Annotated in this window: 21 protein-coding genes and 1 pseudogene; 8 read left to right on the plus strand and 14 right to left on the minus strand. The window is 57.1% G+C overall.

Features of this window, described 5'->3' with window-relative positions; translation table 11 throughout:
* Positions 1 to 300: 300 nt before the first annotated feature.
* The 4 genes from rpoH to ftsY all read right to left on the minus strand — a co-directional run bounded on the left by rpoH (position 301) and on the right by ftsY (position 4,292).
* Positions 301 to 1,161 (minus strand): RNA polymerase sigma factor RpoH, encoded by an 861-nt coding sequence (rpoH, locus tag IBX51_RS05980; RefSeq protein ID WP_291829705.1) that lies wholly within the window; start codon positions 1,159 to 1,161, stop codon positions 301 to 303.
* Between the two features lie 204 nt (positions 1,162 to 1,365).
* Positions 1,366 to 2,373 carry a permease-like cell division protein FtsX gene (ftsX, locus tag IBX51_RS05985; protein WP_291829706.1) on the minus strand — a complete coding sequence of 336 codons (1,008 nt, stop codon included), beginning with the start codon at positions 2,371 to 2,373 and terminating at the stop codon, positions 1,366 to 1,368.
* Positions 2,363 to 3,055: a cell division ATP-binding protein FtsE gene (gene ftsE / locus IBX51_RS05990; RefSeq protein WP_291829708.1), complete on the minus strand. Its 693-nt coding sequence runs from the start codon at positions 3,053 to 3,055 to the stop codon at positions 2,363 to 2,365. The genes ftsX and ftsE overlap by 11 nt, the downstream gene beginning before the upstream one ends.
* Positions 3,056 to 3,083: 28 nt before the next feature.
* Positions 3,084 to 4,292 carry a signal recognition particle-docking protein FtsY gene (gene ftsY / locus IBX51_RS05995; RefSeq protein ID WP_291829710.1) on the minus strand — a complete coding sequence of 403 codons (1,209 nt, stop codon included), beginning with the start codon at positions 4,290 to 4,292 and terminating at the stop codon, positions 3,084 to 3,086.
* A gap of 174 nt (positions 4,293 to 4,466) precedes the next feature.
* Here ftsY and rsmD point away from each other — a divergent pair, with 174 nt between their 5' ends.
* Positions 4,467 to 5,084 carry a 16S rRNA (guanine(966)-N(2))-methyltransferase RsmD gene (gene rsmD / locus IBX51_RS06000; RefSeq protein WP_291829817.1) on the plus strand — a complete coding sequence of 206 codons (618 nt, stop codon included), beginning with the start codon at positions 4,467 to 4,469 and terminating at the stop codon, positions 5,082 to 5,084.
* 68 nt (positions 5,085 to 5,152) lie between these two features.
* Here the strand turns inward: rsmD and IBX51_RS06005 are convergent, their stop codons facing one another.
* On the minus strand, positions 5,153 to 6,331 hold the full coding sequence (locus tag IBX51_RS06005; RefSeq protein WP_291829712.1) for an acyl-CoA desaturase: 1,179 nt from the start codon (positions 6,329 to 6,331) through the stop codon (positions 5,153 to 5,155).
* Between the two features lie 184 nt (positions 6,332 to 6,515).
* On the opposite strand from IBX51_RS06005, the gene mutM reads away from it, so the two are divergent.
* From mutM to IBX51_RS06035, 6 genes are all read left to right on the plus strand, one after another.
* Positions 6,516 to 7,328, plus strand: a complete 813-nt coding sequence (gene mutM, locus IBX51_RS06010; protein ID WP_291829714.1) for a bifunctional DNA-formamidopyrimidine glycosylase/DNA-(apurinic or apyrimidinic site) lyase — start codon at positions 6,516 to 6,518, stop codon at positions 7,326 to 7,328.
* A gap of 192 nt (positions 7,329 to 7,520) precedes the next feature.
* On the plus strand, positions 7,521 to 7,853 hold the full coding sequence (locus tag IBX51_RS06015) for a hypothetical protein (protein WP_291829716.1): 333 nt from the start codon (positions 7,521 to 7,523) through the stop codon (positions 7,851 to 7,853).
* Between the two features lie 84 nt (positions 7,854 to 7,937).
* The gene (yrfG, locus tag IBX51_RS06020) at positions 7,938 to 8,642 is read left to right on the plus strand and encodes a GMP/IMP nucleotidase (RefSeq protein WP_291829718.1); all 705 of its coding nucleotides are present in this window, start codon (positions 7,938 to 7,940) and stop codon (positions 8,640 to 8,642) included.
* Between the two features lie 36 nt (positions 8,643 to 8,678).
* Positions 8,679 to 9,086, plus strand: a complete 408-nt coding sequence (hslR, locus tag IBX51_RS06025; RefSeq protein ID WP_291829720.1) for a ribosome-associated heat shock protein Hsp15 — start codon at positions 8,679 to 8,681, stop codon at positions 9,084 to 9,086.
* A 100-nt stretch (positions 9,087 to 9,186) separates the two neighbouring features.
* Complete coding sequence (hslO, locus tag IBX51_RS06030) at positions 9,187 to 10,041, plus strand: Hsp33 family molecular chaperone HslO (RefSeq protein WP_291829721.1); 855 nt, start codon at positions 9,187 to 9,189, stop codon at positions 10,039 to 10,041.
* A 173-nt stretch (positions 10,042 to 10,214) separates the two neighbouring features.
* Positions 10,215 to 11,750, plus strand: a complete 1,536-nt coding sequence (locus IBX51_RS06035) for a phosphoenolpyruvate carboxykinase (RefSeq protein WP_291829723.1) — start codon at positions 10,215 to 10,217, stop codon at positions 11,748 to 11,750.
* 69 nt (positions 11,751 to 11,819) lie between these two features.
* Here the strand turns inward: IBX51_RS06035 and IBX51_RS06040 are convergent, their stop codons facing one another.
* Both IBX51_RS06040 and IBX51_RS06045 read right to left on the minus strand, forming a co-directional pair.
* Positions 11,820 to 13,352 (minus strand): TRAP transporter large permease subunit, encoded by a 1,533-nt coding sequence (locus IBX51_RS06040; protein ID WP_291829725.1) that lies wholly within the window; start codon positions 13,350 to 13,352, stop codon positions 11,820 to 11,822.
* Positions 13,324 to 13,617 carry a hypothetical protein gene (locus IBX51_RS06045; protein ID WP_291829727.1) on the minus strand — a complete coding sequence of 98 codons (294 nt, stop codon included), beginning with the start codon at positions 13,615 to 13,617 and terminating at the stop codon, positions 13,324 to 13,326. The genes IBX51_RS06040 and IBX51_RS06045 overlap by 29 nt, the downstream gene beginning before the upstream one ends.
* Before the next feature lie 271 nt (positions 13,618 to 13,888).
* Here IBX51_RS06045 and IBX51_RS06050 point away from each other — a divergent pair, with 271 nt between their 5' ends.
* The gene (locus IBX51_RS06050) at positions 13,889 to 14,161 is read left to right on the plus strand and encodes an HU family DNA-binding protein (protein WP_291829729.1); all 273 of its coding nucleotides are present in this window, start codon (positions 13,889 to 13,891) and stop codon (positions 14,159 to 14,161) included.
* Positions 14,162 to 14,216: 55 nt separating this feature from the next.
* Here the strand turns inward: IBX51_RS06050 and IBX51_RS06055 are convergent.
* The 7 genes and pseudogenes from IBX51_RS06055 to IBX51_RS06085 form a co-directional block, all read right to left on the minus strand.
* Positions 14,217 to 14,774, minus strand: a pseudogene (locus IBX51_RS06055) (putative solute-binding protein); the annotation flags it as partial.
* 165 nt (positions 14,775 to 14,939) lie between these two features.
* Positions 14,940 to 16,244, minus strand: coding sequence for a dihydroorotase family protein (locus tag IBX51_RS06060; protein ID WP_291829734.1), 1,305 nt, complete (start codon positions 16,242 to 16,244; stop codon positions 14,940 to 14,942).
* Positions 16,241 to 17,260 carry an aspartate carbamoyltransferase catalytic subunit gene (locus IBX51_RS06065; protein WP_291829736.1) on the minus strand — a complete coding sequence of 340 codons (1,020 nt, stop codon included), beginning with the start codon at positions 17,258 to 17,260 and terminating at the stop codon, positions 16,241 to 16,243. Before IBX51_RS06065 ends, IBX51_RS06060 begins: the two co-directional genes overlap by 4 nt.
* 27 nt (positions 17,261 to 17,287) lie before the next feature.
* Positions 17,288 to 17,797, minus strand: a complete 510-nt coding sequence (gene pyrR / locus IBX51_RS06070; RefSeq protein WP_291829738.1) for a bifunctional pyr operon transcriptional regulator/uracil phosphoribosyltransferase PyrR — start codon at positions 17,795 to 17,797, stop codon at positions 17,288 to 17,290.
* A gap of 19 nt (positions 17,798 to 17,816) precedes the next feature.
* Complete coding sequence (gene ruvX, locus IBX51_RS06075; protein ID WP_291829741.1) at positions 17,817 to 18,248, minus strand: Holliday junction resolvase RuvX; 432 nt, start codon at positions 18,246 to 18,248, stop codon at positions 17,817 to 17,819.
* Positions 18,241 to 18,807 (minus strand): YqgE/AlgH family protein, encoded by a 567-nt coding sequence (locus IBX51_RS06080; protein ID WP_291829743.1) that lies wholly within the window; start codon positions 18,805 to 18,807, stop codon positions 18,241 to 18,243. The genes ruvX and IBX51_RS06080 overlap by 8 nt, the downstream gene beginning before the upstream one ends.
* On the minus strand, positions 18,804 to 19,670 hold the full coding sequence (locus tag IBX51_RS06085; protein ID WP_291829746.1) for an energy transducer TonB: 867 nt from the start codon (positions 19,668 to 19,670) through the stop codon (positions 18,804 to 18,806). Before IBX51_RS06085 ends, IBX51_RS06080 begins: the two co-directional genes overlap by 4 nt.
* Between the last annotated feature and the right edge of the window lie 20 nt (positions 19,671 to 19,690).

Genomic DNA, 19,690 nt, shown 5'->3' on the forward strand with positions numbered 1-19,690 from the left:
TCGGGTCATCGGCGCGCCCATCAGGCCAATGCCCAGAAACGCGATGTGAGGAAGTCTACTCGTCATTTTTACTGGTCCCGCTCCAAAAGTTGGAGAAGCAGCTGGGTGGGCCTTTCCAAAACTGTGCGGAGCCATGGATGGCGGAGCCCAAGCGTCACATGGATGTGCCGAAGGAGCGTGTTTTGGAAAGGCCCACCCAGTTGCTTCTGCCCGGAAGTCTGGATTCTATAAGGTATACAAACAAAAACGCCACCAACCGCGAACGGTGGTGGCGTTTTGACTTCAGCGCTCAGGGGCGGATCAGGCTGCCTCAGTCATCTGCGCCTTGATCTTCTTCATCGCATTCTTCTCTAACTGACGAATACGCTCGGCAGAGATACCATACTTGTCCGCCAGCTCATGCAACGTCGACTTACCCTCAGTCAGCCAGCGCTCACGCAGAATATCCTGACTACGCTCATCCAGCGTACTCAAAGCCTGCATCAGCCGGCCATTGGAATCCTCCGACCAGTCCGAATTCTCCAGCTGCACCGCCGGATCACCCCGACGGTCTTCCAGATAATAAGCCGGCGCCTGATAGGCACTGTCTTCGTCGTCATCGGTCGGGCCATCGAACGACGTATCGTGCGAAGACAATCGGCCTTCCATTTCACGGACCACCCTGGGCTCAACACCCAGATCCTTCGCCACCGCATTGAGCTCATCGTGGCTCAACCAGGCCAGCTTCTTCTTCTGGCTGCGCAGGTTGAAAAACAACTTGCGCTGGGCCTTGGTTGTGGCCACTTTCACAATTCGCCAATTGCGCAGAATGAACTCGTGAATCTCTGCTTTGATCCAGTGCACTGCAAACGACACCAGACGAACACCGTACTCCGGATTGAAACGCTTGACCGCCTTCATCAGGCCTACATTGCCTTCCTGGATCAAATCCGCCTGAGCCAGGCCATAACCGGAGTAACTGCGGGCAATATGAATAACAAAACGCAGGTGAGACAGCACCAGGTGACGGGCAGCCTCAACGTCTCCCTCGTAATAAAGCCGTTCTGACAGCTCCCGCTCTTCGTCCACCGAGAGCACTGGAATGCGACTTGCCGCCTGAATATAAGACTCAAGATTCGCACCCGGAACCAGTCTGTCAACCAGCTGTAAACTCATACCCATGCATCAACCTCCGAACCTGACAGCCGTTAAATATAACAACTAAACGTTAGACCGCCAAGAGCCTGTTAAGTTCCTTTAATTCTCAGTAAAACGTTAAAAATCAACAGTCTGAGAATTGGCTTTTGCTTTTCTGACACCCAGTCAGGGCACTCAAACTACGCCAGAACAAGCTGTATCTTCAATACGGTTTTCCCGCTATCCGGATCACCCTCCGGCAATATCTCCCGGTTCTATGTCATCCAGATGACGCTTCACCGCGAGCCAGGCGCCAAGCCAGCCTAACAGCATTGCGATGAGAATCAATGCCAACGCTCCGTCTATCCCCGGCCCCTGCAACGCAAACTCACTGCCATAGAGGCCGGCCAGGCGCTCAATCGGGCCATTTAACCACCACAGCGACATCTGGATCAGCAACCAGGCGACAACCCCACCGCCCAGTCCAAACCAGGTTCCGGTATACAAAAACGGCCGTCGCACAAAAGCGTCCGTCCCGCCCACCAACTTTGCCACCAGAATTTCATCTCGACGGTTTTCGATAGCCAGTCGCACGGTGTTGCCAATCACCAAAATAACCGCCGCACCGAGCAGCAGTGCCAGTGCCCAAACCGCCCTGGCAAGAATGTCGGTCATGGCATTCAATCGCTGCAACCAGCCAAGGTCTACCTGAACCTGTGCAACCCCGTCCATTCCCTCAACAAAGGCCACCAAAGCACGAACACCCTCTGCCGAGCGGGCGCTGTCTTCCGGAGTAATCAGCAAGGTATGCGGCAACGGATTTTCATCCAGGAAATCCAGGGCGTCGTCCAGGCCGGAAGACGCTCGAAACTCGGCCAGCGCCTGATCCCGGTCAACAAGTTGCACCGACAACACCCGCCCATCAATCGCCACCTCCTCGGCGGCTTCCCGCGCCTGCTCCATGGGTATATCCATCGCCAGATAAGCGGTGATCCGGGCACTGCTCTCCCAGCCAGCACTCACGCCCTGCAAGCTGTTGAGTAACAGCAACAAAGCCAGAGGCAAAGCCAGCGCTACCCCCATAACCGTCCAGGTCATCAGACTGGCGATCGGCGTTTTCCACAATCGCTGGGCTGAATCCCGGGCAACCTTGTGATGGTGGTCCACATAACTGCGCGCCTGGGCTTTCAAAGGTGACTTGGCACGATGGTCAGCGCCGCGCCGGGCTTCCTGCTTTTGGCGAGAGTCAGTACCCACTGACACCTCCCATTGCCGCAGCACCGCCACCGGTAACCAGACGGCCATGATCCAGAATAAGCTGGCGCCGGCCCATTTCGTTAATCAGTGCAATATCGTGAGTCGCAATCAGGACCGTCACACCCACCTGACTGAACTCGGTGAACAACTGCATGATGTCGGCCGACAACGCCGGATCCAGGTTACCGGTAGGCTCATCCGCCAGCAGTACCGGCGGTTTGTTGACCACGGCCCGGGCGATGCCGACACGCTGTTGCTCCCCACCCGACAACTGAAGCGGATTCATTTTCTCTTTACTCAACAAACCGACCTTGTCCAGCGCGGCCCTTACCCGTCGACCGATGTCGTTAGGCGACGCCCCCATCACCTCAAGCGGCATGGCAACGTTGTCATACACTGAACGGTCAAACAGCAACTGGTGGTTTTGAAACACCACGCCGATGTGCCGGCGAATGTAGGGGATCTGGCGCTTGGGCAGGCTGTTGAGCTGCTGGCCGCCTACCACTACTTCACCGGCGGTCGGCCGCTCCATCACCATGATCAGTTTGAGCAGGGTACTTTTGCCGGCCCCGGAGTGCCCGGTAAGGAACGCCAGCTCGCCCCGATCCAGGTGGAAATTCACCTGGCGCAGGGCGGTATGGTCGCTGTCGTAGCGCTTGGTAACCTGGCGAAACTCGATCATTGGGGGCGAAGGCTCCGTTGCCGGTACTTCAATCGTCGAACAAGGCGTCAACAAAGGTTTCCGCATCAAAACTGCGCAGGTCTTCGGCCTGCTCACCAACACCGATAAACCGGATAGGCAGCTGCAGCTGACGGGCGATGGCAAACACAATACCGCCTTTTGCGGTGCCGTCCAGTTTCGTCAACGTAATGCCGCTCACACCCACCGCCTGCTGGAACACCTGAGCCTGGCTCAGAGCGTTCTGGCCTGTACCGGCATCCAGTACCAGCATCACTTCATGGGGTGCGGATTCATCCAGTTTTTTCATCACCCGGACCACCTTGGTCAGCTCGTTCATCAGGTTGTCTTTGTTCTGCAGGCGGCCGGCGGTGTCGGCAATAAGCACATCGGTACCCCGGGCCTGGGCAGACTGAATGGCATCAAAGATAACCGAGGCGCTGTCTGCCCCCGTGTGCTGGGCCACGACGGGCACCTTATTGCGCTCGCCCCACACCTGCAATTGCTCAACCGCAGCCGCCCGGAACGTATCGCCCGCCGCCAGCATCACCGATTTGCCTTCGGTCTGGAACTTGCGGGTCAGTTTACCGATGGTAGTGGTCTTGCCAACACCGTTCACGCCGACCATCAGAATCACATACGGCTTATTGTCGGCACTGATATCCAGCGGCCGGGTAACATCCTTTAGCAGGCCATGAAGCTCACCCTTCAAGGCCTTGCGCAGAGCGGCCCCGTCTTTTAGCTGATTGCGCTCGAGCTTATCGGTCAGAGCCTCAATAATCTCAGACGTCGCCGTCACCCCGACGTCTGCCATCAACAAGGTGGTTTCGATGTCTTCCAGCAGATCTTCATCGATTTTTTTTCCAACGGCGAACAGTCCCGCTAAACCACCGGTCAGGTTCGCCCGGGTTTTCCCCAAGCCTTGCTTGATCCGCTCAAACACACTGATCGGCGGTTCTGGTGCCGGTTCCGGCTCAGTGACCGGTTCCGGCGTAATCTCGGGCTCGGCAACAGCTGGGGCAGAGGCAGGCACCTCAGGCGCTACTTCCGTTTCAGGTTCCGCCAATGCTTGCTCAGGCAACTGCTCAGGCTTAACCGGTTCCGGACCTTCCGCAATCTCCGGTTTGCGCTGGGGCACCGGCTTCGGGCGCGGCACCCTCGTGCGGTTGCTGGCAATATCCAGCACAAAGAACAGAACAAGAAGGGCCAACAGGCCGATTGAAATCCACTCTGCCGTCATAGTCTTACCATCTGTCTGGAAATAGGGGGCCAAAATGAAGCGAACATTCTAGCAGACTGGCCGCCGTAAGTGATGGGCCGGCCGATTATCCTCTGCGGGCAGCTTTCCGGTAACATGACGGCCAATGACCTAACCCGCCCAGCATTCCGGAGCACACTCATGGCGCGACGCAGAATGGCCCCAGGCAAACCCGGCCTGGCAACAACCAGAACCAACAGCCAAAGTGGTGTCGGAGAGCTGCGCATCATCGGTGGCGACTGGCGCAGCCGCCTGTTGCGGTTTCCGGATGCCGGTGGCGTGCGGCCCACCCCGGCCCGCACCCGGGAAACCCTGTTCAACTGGCTGAACTTTCACATTGCCGGCAGCCACTGTCTGGACCTGTTCGCTGGGTCCGGTGCACTCGGGTTAGAGGCTCTGTCGCGAGGGGCAGCCCGTGTAACATTGATTGACCACACGCCAGCACTGGCCCGATCCCTGCGAGACAACCTGCGACTGCTGAAGTCGGAGAAAGGCGATGTGCACTGCCAGGATGTGGAGAGCTATCTGGGCACCCGCCAGGGTGCTCCTTTCGACATTGTCTTTATGGATCCGCCTTTCCGGCAAAGCTGGCTGGAACGACTGTTTCCACTGCTGGAATCCGGGCAATGGGTCAGGCCCGGTGGCTGGGTGTACGTGGAACACGAAAGCGAACTGACCACACCGGCGGCTCCACACGCCTGGCAACTGCACCGTCAGAAAACCGCCGGCCAGGTCACCTACAGCCTTTACCGGGTTAATCCCGAATCGGAATAGCCCGCACCCAAAAATAATAAGGCCGGATGAATTTCATCAACCGGCCTTATTGGCATTCAAGACGACAATCAGGCAACCGGTCGCAATGAGTACGCCCGCAAATGAGCCGCAAACTCTTCGAGATACCGGACACCGCTGCTTTCCGCTTCTTTGCACCACGCCATCAGTGCCTGCAACTTGTCCTGCGGCTTGAGACCACGCTGACGCCAAAGAGCCTGTAACTCCTGACTCTTTTCATAGATCAACCGCAGCATCTCGTTACCCGCCAGAACCGTGTCCAGATGCTCCTTTTCCCGAGGCTGGATCAAAGATACCTCGCGCGACAACAGCTTCTTGAGCTTGTGATAGCGGGGCCGGATTTCATCATCCATCAATGTTCTCTGCTGACGAAGCACAGGCTCCACCACCCGTTTGCGGTACTGACGCATGATGTCAAAACGGCTATTGGCAATGGCCTGGACTGTCTCCACATCCATATCCTGCTTACCTGGCAAGTAGTGGGCAATCGGGCGATAGCCCTTGGGCTTGGCCAGACCAAACAACTGGAACAGGCGTATATAGCCCCAGCCAATATCCACTTCAAACCAGCGCCGGGACAGTTTGGCGGAGTTCGGATAGGTATGATGATTGTTATGCAGCTCTTCACCACCAATCAGAATACCCAGTGGCGATATATTGCGGGCGTTATCCGCACACTCGTAGTTGCGGTAACCCATCCAGTGACCAACGCCGTTAACCACACCCGCTGCCCAGACCGGAATCCACATCATTTGAACCGCCCAGATCCAGATGCCGTGAACGCCAAACAACAACAGGTTCAAAACCGCCATCAGGCTGATACCCAGCATTCTGTGGCGGCTATAAAGATTGCGTTCAATCCAGTCTTCCGGGGTGCGCTGACCATAGCGCTCGAGGTTTTCTGGCGTCGCGGCTTCGGCGTAGAGCTCAGCACCCTCAAACAGCACCTTACGAATACCAAGCACCACCGGGCTGTGGGGATCTTCCTCGGTCTCACACTTGGCGTGATGCTTACGATGGATGGCGGTCCATTCTTTGGTGTTCTGGGCAGTCGTCAACCATAACCAGAAACGGAAAAAGTGTTTGAGCACCGGATGCAGATCCAGCGCGTTATGAGCCGAATGACGGTGCAAGTACAGCGTTACGCTGACGATCGTAATGTGGGTGAGCACAAGACCAGTCACGATTAACTGCCACACCGAAAGGTCAAGGAGACCGTTAAACCACATAAATTATCCTCAAAAATCAAGCAGCTTCGAACGGCAATACAGCAGGCGTTAATCGCAAGCGCTCGAAGGGTAAGCACACCATTAACCTTAGCGTACACCTGTACGCATCAACAACTGAGATTGGCGGCTTTTTTGTTACTGTTTACACTATTGGCCCTGAAACACGCCTTGCACCGGAGGCCCTGTGCCCGAATTACCCGAAGTTGAAACCACCCGACAAGGCATTGCACCGCACTGCGAAGGCCAGGCCATCACCAGCGTACTGATTCGAAATGGAAGGCTTCGCTGGCCCGTTCCGGACGATCTGCCCGAGCGCCTGCAAGGCCAGATCATCCGGTCCGTGGATCGCCGGGCCAAATACCTGTTCCTGAACCTGGACGCCGGCACTGTTATCATACATCTGGGCATGTCTGGCAGCCTGCGAGTAATCACCGACAGCAGCCCTGCCATGGCCCATGACCACGTTGAGATCACGCTCGACAACGGTCGCACACTGCGCTTCAACGACCCTCGCCGGTTCGGTTGCTGGCTCTGGGCAGACGACCAGAGCCGTCACCCCCTGATCCGCGATCTCGGCCCCGAGCCGCTGTCTGAGCACTTTAACGGTGCCGTCTTGTTCAACCGCTCCCGAGGGCGACAAACGCCCATCAAATCCTTCATCATGGATAATCATGTTGTGGTTGGAGTGGGCAATATCTACGCTAACGAAGCGCTGTTCAAAGCGGGCATCCACCCAAAGCGCAAAGCTGGACGCATCAGCCTGGACCGTTACCACAGATTGGCCGAGGCCATACGGGAAACTCTGAGCGCAGCCATTCTGATGGGCGGCACCACCTTGCGGGATTTCGTAAACAGCGACGGCAAACCCGGATATTTTGCCCAATCTTTACTGGTTTATGGTCGAGGCGGCGCGGCCTGCCCGGACTGCACCACCACACTGAAAGAAATCCGGATGAACAACCGGTCTACCGTCTACTGCCCTCGATGCCAGCGCTAATTCAACACCGGGATGCCACCTGGCGCACATCTTTCAACGAAAAAGCGTTTGAAATTCGGGCAATATGATTCATAGTTAACAGAGAATTAATGCCCACAGGTTACAATGGACCGACACATTTTCGGTTCTTGCAGACATTCCGGAGTTGAAAACTCAGGCAAACCGGGCCGATACGTTCAGGAGAGATTCATCATGACCCGCAAAATTTCCCGCACTCTGGTTGCGACCGTTGCAGCTTGCCTGTTGGCGTTTTCATCACTCGGCCACGCCAGAGCGGTCGATGAGAGCCCCTCCGCGCTCGCCATGACAACCGATGCCGTTCTATTGCGCCCGGCCCTGCTTGCGACCACCATCGTAGGCAGTGCGGTTTATCTGGTGTCACTGCCGTTTTCAGCCCTGGGTGGCAACGCGGGTGAAGCCGGTGAAGTGTTGGTGGTAGGCCCGGCCAAGGCGACTTTTGTTCGCTGTCTGGGCTGCTCCCGTACTGGCCGCAAACCGCAAACTGTAGAACAGTCCAACAACTGAGCCTGATTGGTCATCGGTACAATTCCGGCTTGCCAGCAGCCGGAATCTGAGGCAGCCTGAAAAAAATCTTTCAGGCTGTTTTTTATGGTTAACTGGTCGACGCTCGATACCGTGTTCCTGGATATGGATGGAACGCTGCTGGACCTGCACTTTGATTCGCACTTTTGGCTGGAGCACCTGCCAAAGCGGTATGCCGAGCAAAACAACCTGCCCCCGGAACAGGCCAGAGAAACCCTTGTAACCATGATCATGGCCGAACGGGGATCATTGAACTGGTACTGCACAGACTACTGGAGTGATCGGCTTTGTGTGGACATCAACCGGCTTAAAGCCGAAGTCAGTGACCGGATCGGTTACCGCCCGCACGCGCCAGATTTTCTTGCCTCGTTGCGTCAGTCTGGCCTTCGCTCGATTATTGTCACCAACTGCCATCCGGATCCACTCGCCTTGAAGCTTAGCCTGACCGGCCTCGACAAACACGTAGATGCGATCATCTCCAGTCACGAGTTGGGCAAACCCAAAGAAGACCCTCACTTCTGGCAGGATCTCGGCCGCCGAATTCCTTACCGCAGGGAAAACACCCTGATGGTGGATGACAGCTTTCCAGTGCTAGAGAGTGCCCGGCACGCCGGAATCGGCCAATGCCTGGCCATCCTCGAACCAGACAGCAAGCAAGCACCCTCACCCCAACACCCCTTCATCCCTGGCATCCACCATTTTGATGAGGTATTACCGGACCTGCAGCTGCAGCAATCTCTGCCATCAAGACGGCAGGGCGGTTATAATTGAGATCAGTCAGGCAGCAGGCCCATCAGGTGAGGAGATATGGCGGTAACTAACGCTGACGAACACAAGATTCGGCTCGACAAGTGGCTTTGGGCAGCCCGCTTCTATAAAACCCGCGGCCTGGCCAAAGAGGCGATAGAGGGCGGCAAGGTTCACTACAATAGCCAGCGCGCCAAGCCAGGCAAAATGGTAGAAACCGGTGCCACAGTTACTCTGCGCCTGGGCTGGCAGGAAAAAATCGTTATAGTGGACGAAATCAGCGACCGCCGTCGGGGCGCCCCTGAGGCCCAAAAGCTCTATCACGAAACCGAAGACAGCGTAAAAAAACGTGAAGATCTCGCCTGGCAGCGCAAAACCATGCAAACCGCTCAGTTGCCACCGGCACGACGACCAAGCAAGAAAGATCGCCGCACTATTCAAAAGTTCCGGGATCAGAACGGCCTGTAAAAGCAGACCCAACAGACTCTCGTCATGCCCAACACCCGCCCCGCTACTGACCATGCCCGGGCACTCACCACTCAATTGACAGACAGCTTCAGGAGACACCATGGCATCCCGAGATCAATTCCAACGTTTTATCTTTGAGCACAGTCAGGTGCGGGGCGCCTGGGTTCAGCTTGGCGACAGTTATCGAGACATCGCCACCCAGGCACCTTACCCGGAATCGATCCAACGCCTGCTGGGTGAATCCCTGGTCGCCAGTGTTTTGATGAGCAGCAGCCTCAAGTTCAAGGGCACCCTGTCACTGCAGGCGGCCGGTGAAGGCGCTTTGCGCACCCTGATGGCAGAATGCAGCCACGACCGCCACATTCGCGGACTGGCCCGCCACGATAGTGAGGCGGTCACCGGCGAAACCCTGAATGGCCTCCTTGGCAAGGGTCGTATGGCCATCACTATTACGCCGGACCAGGGCCAACGCTATCAAGGTGTGGTCCCCCGGGAGGCAGACACCCTGAGCGGCTGCCTGGAGGAATACTTTGAGCGCTCCGAACAAATCGCCACCAGCCTGTTCCTGTTTGCCAACGAAGACACGGCTGCCGGCCTGATGCTACAGCGCTTGCCCGGCCACACCGAAGAAGACGACGATTTATGGAACCGGGTCAACCATCTGGCCCGCACCGTAGAGGCCGACGAGTTGCTGACCCTTGAAAGCGAAACCCTTTTGCACCGGCTGTTCAATGAGGAAACCGTGCGCCTGTTCGACGCCGAGCCAGTTGCCTTCCGGTGCAGCTGCTCCAGGGAGCGCACGCTGGCCGCATTGGAAGCCATCGGCAAAGATGAGTGCTACAGTATTCTTGACGAACAGGGCAATATCAATATGGACTGCCAGTTTTGCCATGCAAACTATCGCTTCGATAGAAATGACATTGACCACCTTTTCACCGGTCATACGTTACACTGAACAGCCTGTTCAGTTGCCTGGAAGCCTGATTTGGCGCGGCTTTCAGCGCAGTCGTTTTTTATTGGCGCGTCTGGCATAATAGCGCGCCTGAATTGACCCGATTGTTCAGAATTCCGCCAATTTCCCAGGGGCGGCCTGAGCAGTTACGAAGACATCCCGAGGGCGAGGTCGAAGTGAGCAACACTTATAGTGATCTGAGTACAGCAAAACTGGTTGAAATGGCGTTGGCCAGGAACGAAGGGCAGCTGGCAGACAACGGCTCTCTGGTGGTCACCACCGGCGAACGCACCGGCCGGTCCCCCATGGACCGCTTTATTGTCGAGGAGCCCAGCACCGCTGACGACATCCAGTGGGGCCCCATCAACCGCCCGTTTGACGCCGACAAGTTCGACGCACTCTGGGATCGTGTTGAAGCTTACATTGCTGAAAAAGACAGTTTTGTCTCCCACGTACACGTCGGGTCCGATCCCGAGCACTACCTGCCGGTGAAGATGACCACAGAAACGGCCTGGCAGAACCTGTTTGGTCGCAATCTGTTTATTCGCCCCGAATCCTATAACTCGGCAGATAAGCAAGAATGGCAGGTGCTTAATGCCGCCAATTTCGAGTGTGTACCCGAGCGAGACGGCACCAACTCCAACGGCTGCGTTATCATCAACTTTGCCAAACGCAAAGTCTTGCTGGCCGGCATGCACTACGCCGGCGAAATGAAAAAGGCCATGTTCTCCGTACAGAACTTCCTGCTGCCCGAGAAAGACGTACTGCCGATGCACTGCTCTGCAAACGTCAGCGAGACCGGCGAAACCTGCCTGTTTTTCGGGCTGTCCGGCACTGGCAAGACCACCCTGTCTGCCGACCCCCATCGTTTCCTGATTGGTGACGACGAGCATGGTTGGGGACCGGGCACGGTGTTCAACATTGAAGGCGGCTGCTACGCCAAGTGCATCGACCTGAGCAAGAAGAACGAGCCGATCATCTGGGACGCCATTCGCTTTGGTGCCATTGTTGAAAACGTGATGATCGATTCGGAAACCCGTGAGCCCGATTACACCGACGTTTCCCTGACCGAGAACTCCCGCTGCGCCTACCCGCTGGAGCACGTTGAGAAGCGCGTTCTGGAAAATCGCGCCGGTGAGCCTTCGCACATTATCTTCCTGACTTGCGACATGACCGGCGTGTTGCCACCGGTCTCCATCCTGAGCCGTGAAGCCGCTGCGTACCACTTTCTGAGCGGTTACACGGCGTTGGTGGGCTCTACCGAGATGGGGTCTTCGTCCAAGCTGAAGTCTACTTTCTCCACCTGCTTTGGTGCGCCATTCTTCCCACGCCCGGCCGGCGTTTACGCCGAGCTGCTGATGAAGCGCATGGATGAGTTCGGCAGCAAGGTCTTCCTGGTCAACACAGGCTGGACCGGCGGTCCTTACGGTGAAGGCCAACGCTTCAGCATTCCGACGACCCGCGCCATTATCGCAGCCATTCAGAACGGTGACCTGGATGACGTAGAAACCGAACATCTCGATGCCCTGAACCTGAGCGTGCCCAAGCACATTCCGGGAGTGGACAACGGGCTGCTGAATCCACGCAACACCTGGACCAGCCCGGAATACTACGACGGCAAAGCCGAAGAGCTGATCAGCCAGTTCGTAGAGAACTTCAAGAAGTTTGACGTGGCAGACGCCATCGTTGCAGCCGGCCCAAAACTCAACTGAGTTAACCGGAATAAAAAAAAGCGCCCTGCGATAGCACGGCGCTTTTTTTGTGAACGCAGTCAATCCATCTCAGGTCGCGTAGAACAAGAGGGGCACGAAAGCCACCAGCAACAGCGAAATACCCATGGCGATCAACGGCATGATAATCCGCTCATAACGCTGATAGAAGGTGCCGCCTTCCTGCTGCGCAGCCAGTACCTCAGACTCTCCCACTACCTGCCGGGTGAGCAAGTGGTTCAGGGCCACCGGTGGGCTCAGATAGCCGAGCTCAAAGGCAACCAGTGTGACCATCCAAAAATGAATGGGATGAATACCGCTGGCGTAGGCAATGGTCGCCACGGTCGCCGTTACCAGTATCACCGCACCAAAAGCGTCCATTATCATGCCCAGAATCACCAGAATCACCACCATCAGCAACATCGCCGACCAGGCACTGTCAAACGCCTGAGGGAACGCCTCCATAATGTGGGAGCGCTCAATCACACCACCAATACTGACTGACAATCCCAGCAACAGCAGCAGGGCACCGATTTCGGCCGTGGTATCGTTGGTTGCGCTCCGAATACTGCGCTCCAGGCCCTGATGTTGAACCTCACTGGTCGCTCTACCCCGCCGAGATTTCAGGCTGACGTGTTCATACACCAGGATTGCCAGCATCATCACCGGCAGCAGTCGTGGCGCAGAGAACTCGTCCATCTTCACGTCAAGCGCGAAGCGATACAGCAGCACCACACCCACCATCACCAGGGCATAGGGCAGCAGCGGCCAAAGCGCCTTAACCGAAGCCGGAAACGCCTCAGCCGTTGGGGCCAGGTTAAACGCGCCCTGTCGGTTAACTGACATGGCCACCACGCCAAACATGGTGGCCGTCAAGACAAACACCCAGATACCCCAACCGAATAGCTCATCGGTCGTCACCTCCCGGTTCAGGTATGCAATCACCACCACCAGCAGACAGGGTCGCAACACCACACCGAGAGAGCCAGACATTGCCGTTGCCGCGAGCGCCAGATGGCGGCGAGCACCGGCCGCACGTAACTCACTGTAAATAACAGCGCCCACCGCAATCACAAAGATACCCGAGGCACCGGTATAGGCCGTCGGCACCGCCAGGAACGCCTGACCCAGACGGCCGCCTTGCGCAAGGTGTTCAGGGGCCCGGAACAGCCGGTACAGACTGGCAAGCGTGAGGCAGGCAAAACCGATCACCCAGAAGTTATGGAGCAACAATTCTTCGGCAGAGATTGAAGCGGTGCTGCCCATACTGGATTGCCGAAAGATTGCACTGGATCCCAATAGCATGGCATTGGCAACGGTCTGCAATGTATGGGAAACGGTGTAATCAAGGCGGGTTTCCATCGACCGCATGGGGGCATGATGGCGGGTCAGAGTGGCGGTGATCGCACACAACATCACCAGAATCGCCAGAAGATAGCGCTGTGCGGAGAGCCCGAAGGCAATCAGATCAGCCACAAACAGTTCGACGGCCCGGTAGGCTTTTACACCCGGCGTCAGCTTACCCTGAACCTCGTCAAAGTTGGCGTGGTCTGACTGACATTCCAGCACCGAGCGCTCAATGGCCCGCCGAAAGGTACAAGACAACGGCGAGTTGGTCCGGCTCGCTGGTTACCCGGCCAAAAGACATCAGCAGAGGCGCGGTGGCTTCGCTCATGGAACAACCCATGGCCAGATCGTCTGATTGCATCAGGTAAGGCACGGTGTGGTTCCGGGAAAACCCTTTCATCACATCACCGGTGGTTTTGTAAACCATGTTATTGACCACACTACAACCGCCAAGGACCAGACTGGCGCCAATGACGACCATCGCGGAACGGAATCGGGACACGGTTTTCCGGAATTCTTGCATAGCATCAACACCCTTTTATTTTTGTGTGTCGTTCAAAAACCAGGAACCTCAGGTAACGACCAGCCGTTTGTTACATCCTGTAACCGGCCCGGCATTGTCGCCAAGTCAGGCCCGGGTTAATGAGACAAGCCCCGCAATTGGCGCCACCAGGCACACATCGTTACTGAACTGGATTTGCACATTCGCAGCAAAGCCACTATAGATTGCATCAGCCGCAAGCCGAGGCGCGCGGCCAACCACAACAATCAAAATGAATAGACAGGAGTATCCGATGCGCAAACCAGAGCTCGCCGCTGCCATCGCCGACCAAACCGGCCTGACCCGAGACAAAGCCAGCGAGGTGATTAGCGCCGTAACCGACCAGATATCCGCAGCAGCGGCCAGAGGCGAAGACACCACTCTGATCGGGTTCGGTACGTTCAATATCCGTGCCCGGGAAGCTCGCACCGGTCGCAATCCACAGACCGGTGCCACCATTCAGATTCCGGCCAGCAAAACCGTTGGTTTCAAAGCCGGCAAGTCGCTCAAAGACGCCATTCGCTGATCAGATCAGCCCGCTTTACGGCGGGCTACTTCACTCTGCTCCGCAAATTCCTGCTTCAGGACGCGCACTCTGAACGGGCACCATCTACCCGGCAACGGATCGCCCGCATAAGTTTGATCGCACGCTCGTCAAAAACATCATCTTCCAGTAGTGACATTCTCACTTGCCGCAGCATCCGATCGTACTCATCTACGTCTTCCTGAGGTGGGTGCATCCACACATGCTCCGGAATGCCTTGCTCTGCTTCGGCAATAATGTCGTAGGCCTGATCAACGCTACCGTTATTAAACTTGCCGGCGAAATTTGCGGAGTTGGACCCGACGACTGAAGCACCCACATGCCGAACCAGGCGAACCGACGCATTGTCGTAATCCAGTGTGGCAATGCGTTTGCCCTGGAGCTTTTGAACGGAATCAATGCTTCGATCCCGGGTATGCAGATAAATAGCACCAGCCGGGAAGACACCGGCCACCTCGTAGGGGCCCTCTATCAGAAATTGGCGTGCCTGGGGCTGGCTCAATGCGTTGTACAGCAGCCGCATTTCTTGCTCGCCGGGCACTGCGCCCATCGCTTCGAGGCTGCCGGTAAACTTGTTGAATTCACGGGCACGGCTGGCCGCCGGCCAATATTCGTCGTCCATAGAGCGACCATAAGTGGCCGCGCCATAGAATACGTTGGCTCAAGCGCCTCTCATCAAGGCCTTTTCAGCAATATCGGGATAAACTGTGATGGTGTCGACAGAGGCTGGGCAACCTCTGCCGCATTTGAGGTGAGGCGGTCAGTGCATCGCGGACCAGGCAACCCGACCGTCCACCAGTGTCAACTTCATCTCGCCGGGCAGCGCAATGCCCACCAGGGGCGCGTGAATGCCCGCTGACATCAACGTTCGGGTAGATGGCGTCCAGCGACCATCGGGATTAAAGACGCAGAGGTCGGCTGGAGCACCCACCGCCAGCTGCGCCGAACGGTTCAATACCCCGGCCGGACCACGAGTGAGCGCCCCCAACAGGCAGGGAAGACTCAGTTCGCCCGCAGCAACCAATTGCAATCCGAGCGATAGAACGCTCTCAATGCTGGAGAGGCCCGGTTCGGTGGCCGGTAATGGCGCCTGTTTGGCGGCGCTATCATGGGGCTGATGCTGGCTCACAATCGCATCGATCACGCCATCACGGACGCCCGCCAGCAGGGCGCGGCGGTCGGCTTCAGAGCGCAATGGCGGGCGTACATGGAAGCGGCTATCAAAGCTCGCCAGCGAGGTTTCGGTAAACACCAGCTGATGCATCGCCACATCGGCCGTTACCTGAATACCTCTCTTGCGGGCGTCCACAAGCATCTCCACACTGCGAGCACAAGACACCTGGCTCAGATGCAGGCGAACACCGGTTTCTTCGGCTAGCAACAGCATTTCCATCACCGCTGCAGTTTCAGCCACCTCTGGAATACCCAACAAACCCAAACGCGTAGCGATCTGACCATCATGGGCATAGCCGTCTGCCGCCAGCGCCTGATTTTCGGGGCTGAACATCACGGTCAATCCAAAAGTCTGAGCGTAAGCCATGCAGCGACGAAGAATACGGGCATTACGAACACCCCGGGAGCCATTACCAACAGCGACGCAACCGGCGTTCTTCAGGCCCTCCATGTCGCTCAGCAGTTCGCCCTCGAGGCCGCGGGTGATGGCGCCAATCGGTAACACCTTGACCACACCGCGCGAGGCTGCGCCCTCGCGGATCAAATGGGTGACGGCCCCGGAGTCGTTCACCGGCGAGGTTTCAGGGCTGGCGCATACGGTGGTGAAGCCGCCATGGGCAGCCGCCCGTGTTTCAGAGGCAATGTTGCCTTTCTGTCCATTACCCGGCTCGCGCAAATTGCAGCACAGATCAACAAATCCAGGCGCTATGACACAACCCTCGGCATCAAACTCCCGATCAACCCCAACATCCAGCGCAGAGGCCCCTATTGCGGCTATTTTTCCATCACGGATCAACAGGCCAGGGTTGGTTATGGGCTCCCCAACGCCATCAAACAGAGTGCCACCGGTAATCTTCAGACTGGCGCTGTCGTGTTGCTGACTTCCACTCATGCCCGGGCTCCCTCGTGATCAACCTGTTTTTGCTGCCGTTCCGCCACCTGCCCACCCATCGCCATGGACATCACGGCCATACGAATGGCAATTCCGTTAGTCACCTGATTAAGAATCACCGACTGCGGGCCATCCGCCACCGCCGACTCGATTTCTACACCGCGATTGATCGGCCCCGGGTGCATCACAATACAATCAGGGCTGGCCAGCGCCAGCTTGTCCTGGCTCAAGCCATAGAGGCGGTAGAATTCACGCTCACTGGGCAACAATGCGCCTTCCATTCGTTCTTTCTGTAAGCGCAGCATGATGACTACATCCAGGTCTCTCATCCCTTTGGTCATATCGTATTCCACGGTACAGCCGAGATCTTCCACATCTCGTGGCAGCAAAGTGCCAGGCGCAATCACCCGTACCTCTGCAGCACCCAACTCGTTCAATGCCCGAATCTGGGAGCGCGCTACCCGGGAGTGCAACACATCCCCGACAATGGCCACTTTGAGGCCATCAAAGCGACCTTTGTGCTGGCGAATAGTCAACATATCCAGCATGGCTTGGGTGGGGTGCGCATGACGACCGTCTCCGGCATTGATAATCGCCACGCCCGGGGTCACGCTTTCTGCAATAAAGTGCGGCGCGCCGCTTTGGGAGTGCCGGACCACAAACATGTCGCTGGCCATGGCTTCCAGGTTAAGCAGGGTATCCGACAAAGACTCACCCTTGGAGGTGGCTGAGGTGCTGATGTCCAGATTCAGGACATCAGCAGACAACCGTTTGGCCGCCAGTTCAAAGGTGCTGCGGGTTCGGGTGCTAGACTCGAAGAACAGGTTGACCACGGTCCGGCCCCGCAACAACGGTACTTTCTTGATGCTGCGCTCGCCCACTTCAATAAAAGAATCTGCGGTATCCAGGATGTCGGTCAGGAGCTCCCGGCCCAGGCCATCCAGCGTGAGAAAGTGCCGCAACTGACCATCCCGGGTCAGCTGCAAATGGTTCGGGGAGGGTGCGTTCGCAGTCATGGTTTGCCTGTCGTCAATGGGAAGGGTTTACTGCCCGGATTCCTGGAGTTCAATGTACAAGGGATCAGGGCCACGCAGCTTGATTCGCTGATGGGGTGCCAACGCCAGCGAACTGCCCGCCACATCAGGCTGAATCGGCAGCTCTCTTGCCCCGAGATCAACTAATGTGGCGAGTATGACACTGGCGGGACGACCGTAATCGAAAATCTCGTTCATGGCCGCGCGGATGGTGCGGCCACTCATGATGACGTCGTCGATCAGAATGATGTCCCGGCCTTCGGTATCAAAAGGCAGGCTGGAGGGCAGAACCCTGGGGTTCAGGCCAATGCGACTGAAGTCATCCCGGTAGAAGGAAATATCCAGTTCACCGAAAGGCTCCGCAATGCCCAGGCGCTTGCCGATCACGTCGGCCAACCAGACACCTCCTGTGCGAATACCAATCAGTGCAGGGTCTTCTATACCCCGCTCTGTCAGAATGCCGCGCAACCCCTTCTCCAGTTCGTCAAGCAACCGGTTGATATCAAGCAATGCCGTCATCAGAGCCTCTTCAGTCAGGTCAGCCGGCTTGCTCCCGGCACCAGGTTTCCAGTATCAATACCGCCGCTCGGTCATCCACGCCATGACGACCAAAATCCCGGCTACCACCAACGGCCATTACATCACCTTTGGCCTCAAAGCTGGTCAGCCGTTCGTCCACCATGTTTACCGGCACATGATAACGGCCATGCAAGCGCTTGCCGAATTTACGGGCCCGGGCACACATGTCGTTTTCAGAATCGTCCATGTTCAGCGGCAATCCAACCAGCACGATGTCTGGACACCACTCAGCCAGAAGCGCCTCGATCACTCCCCAGTCTGGAATGCCATCGCGAGCCGGAATCATCGCCAATGGCTGGCCGGTGCCCAGCATTTCCTGGCCGGTGGCCACACCAATGCGCCGGGTGCCAAAGTCGAAGGCCAGGATTCTGCGCTGTCCCGGTTCAGGCATGACCCACCGAATCGCTGAGCTGGTTCAAGTCTATACCGATCAGCTTCAGCACTGCCTCGTAACGATTTTCTACCGGGGTTCTGAACAGGATATCGGCGCTGGCTGGACAGGTCAGCCAGGCGTTACTGCCGAGCTCTTCCTCTAACTGACCCTCGCCCCAGCCGGAATACCCCAGAGCCACCAGAAATTCAGCCGGCCCTTCATCGTTACCGATACTTTCGAGAATGTCGCGCGACGTGCTCAGCAAGACCTCGTCGGTTACCCGGGCCGTGTTTTGCCAGTGCTGGTCAGGCGAATGCAGCACAAAGCCCCGCTCTGGTTGCACAGGGCCGCCTGTGAACACCGGCAAGTCCAGTTCACCGCCGTGCATATCCAGTTGTTCAAGAATGTCACCCAGGTGAACGTCTAGCAGCTGATTGATCATCAGCCCCAGGGCGCCGTCCGCCGAGTGTTCACAAAGATAAATCACGCCGCCATGAAACCGTGGGTCGGCCAGCCAGGGTGACGCCACCAGAAAATGATGCCTGAGATTGTCTGACGGTTGTGTATCTGCTGTCATCCGGATGTAAGCCCCCGCTGCTGGAACGACCAGGTCCGTATGATCTCCAGCTCGTCGACCTCCTGCTGCATCTCTTCCGGGAAGGGTGCAAAAGGCGCTGCCATACGCACAATACGGATCGCGGCGTCGTCCAGCACCGCACTGCCAGACGACTGAAGAATCGCCACCTCTTTGATTGTGCCATCTTTCCTCAGAGAAACCAGCATCCGGAGGTTACCGTGCAAGCCTGCCTGACGGGCTTCGGTTGGGTAATTGATGTTACCAACGCGGGTGACCTTGCTGACCCAGTTCTGAACATACCAGGCGTTACTGGACCTCAACGTTGAGGCTGCCGTTACCCGCATGACACGAGGTTTACGGGCGTAGGCCTGCTGCTGGGCATCAAAGCGGGCCTCCAGACTGGCAATCTCGAGGCTCCGCTCCATCAGACTTCTGCGTTCAGCCGGCGGCAAGGGCTCCGGGTCTGGCTCGGTTCTCGCTTCAGGCCGTTCCACCTGTCGCTGGGCAGGACTTTCGGTTTGCACCACCGCGCGCTCTTCTCTGGGCTGCGGCTGGGTGGTGGCCTGAGGCTCCGGCTGAACCTGCGCCACCTCTGGCTGGCTGATCTCAGCAGGTTGAGGCGTGGTCATTTCCATCGGCTCGTCTTCAGAGCCGCTGCCCTGCTGGCTGGTCTGGGCCAGAAAATCCGCCTCATCCGGCGCCTGCTCATCGGCAAACTGGGACAGTGTGATTTCCATGGTCTGGGCCGACGACCGAGGCAGTTCCGGAGCAAATGTAATACCCAGCACCACAATGGCGTGCACGGCCAATGCCATGAACAGAGTGAAAGACAACCGGTCGAAATCGCTTACCTGAACTGCCATTACCTTTCCTGAAAGTTAAT

It is taken from the genome of Marinobacter sp. (genome assembly GCF_014859525.1).
Classification (GTDB): Bacteria; Pseudomonadota; Gammaproteobacteria; order Pseudomonadales; family Oleiphilaceae; genus Marinobacter.

Excerpts from the sequence above, each read along its gene's own strand:
- rpoH (WP_291829705.1), bottom strand. The coding sequence starts at position 1,161 with ATGGGTATGAGTTTACAGCTGGTTGACAGACTGGTTCCGGGTGCGAAT.
- ftsE (WP_291829708.1), bottom strand. The coding sequence starts at position 3,055 with ATGATCGAGTTTCGCCAGGTTACCAAGCGCTACGACAGCGACCATACC.
- ftsY (WP_291829710.1), bottom strand. The coding sequence starts at position 4,292 with ATGACGGCAGAGTGGATTTCAATCGGCCTGTTGGCCCTTCTTGTTCTG.
- rsmD (WP_291829817.1), top strand. The coding sequence starts at position 4,467 with ATGGCCCCAGGCAAACCCGGCCTGGCAACAACCAGAACCAACAGCCAA.
- IBX51_RS06005 (WP_291829712.1), bottom strand. The coding sequence starts at position 6,331 with ATGTGGTTTAACGGTCTCCTTGACCTTTCGGTGTGGCAGTTAATCGTG.
- IBX51_RS06015 (WP_291829716.1), top strand. The coding sequence starts at position 7,521 with ATGACCCGCAAAATTTCCCGCACTCTGGTTGCGACCGTTGCAGCTTGC.
- yrfG (WP_291829718.1), top strand. The coding sequence starts at position 7,938 with ATGGTTAACTGGTCGACGCTCGATACCGTGTTCCTGGATATGGATGGA.
- hslR (WP_291829720.1), top strand. The coding sequence starts at position 8,679 with ATGGCGGTAACTAACGCTGACGAACACAAGATTCGGCTCGACAAGTGG.
- hslO (WP_291829721.1), top strand. The coding sequence starts at position 9,187 with ATGGCATCCCGAGATCAATTCCAACGTTTTATCTTTGAGCACAGTCAG.
- IBX51_RS06045 (WP_291829727.1), bottom strand. The coding sequence starts at position 13,617 with ATGCAAGAATTCCGGAAAACCGTGTCCCGATTCCGTTCCGCGATGGTC.
- IBX51_RS06050 (WP_291829729.1), top strand. The coding sequence starts at position 13,889 with ATGCGCAAACCAGAGCTCGCCGCTGCCATCGCCGACCAAACCGGCCTG.
- IBX51_RS06060 (WP_291829734.1), bottom strand. The coding sequence starts at position 16,244 with ATGAGTGGAAGTCAGCAACACGACAGCGCCAGTCTGAAGATTACCGGT.
- IBX51_RS06065 (WP_291829736.1), bottom strand. The coding sequence starts at position 17,260 with ATGACTGCGAACGCACCCTCCCCGAACCATTTGCAGCTGACCCGGGAT.
- pyrR (WP_291829738.1), bottom strand. The coding sequence starts at position 17,797 with ATGACGGCATTGCTTGATATCAACCGGTTGCTTGACGAACTGGAGAAG.
- ruvX (WP_291829741.1), bottom strand. The coding sequence starts at position 18,248 with ATGCCTGAACCGGGACAGCGCAGAATCCTGGCCTTCGACTTTGGCACC.
- IBX51_RS06080 (WP_291829743.1), bottom strand. The coding sequence starts at position 18,807 with ATGACAGCAGATACACAACCGTCAGACAATCTCAGGCATCATTTTCTG.
- IBX51_RS06085 (WP_291829746.1), bottom strand. The coding sequence starts at position 19,670 with ATGGCAGTTCAGGTAAGCGATTTCGACCGGTTGTCTTTCACTCTGTTC.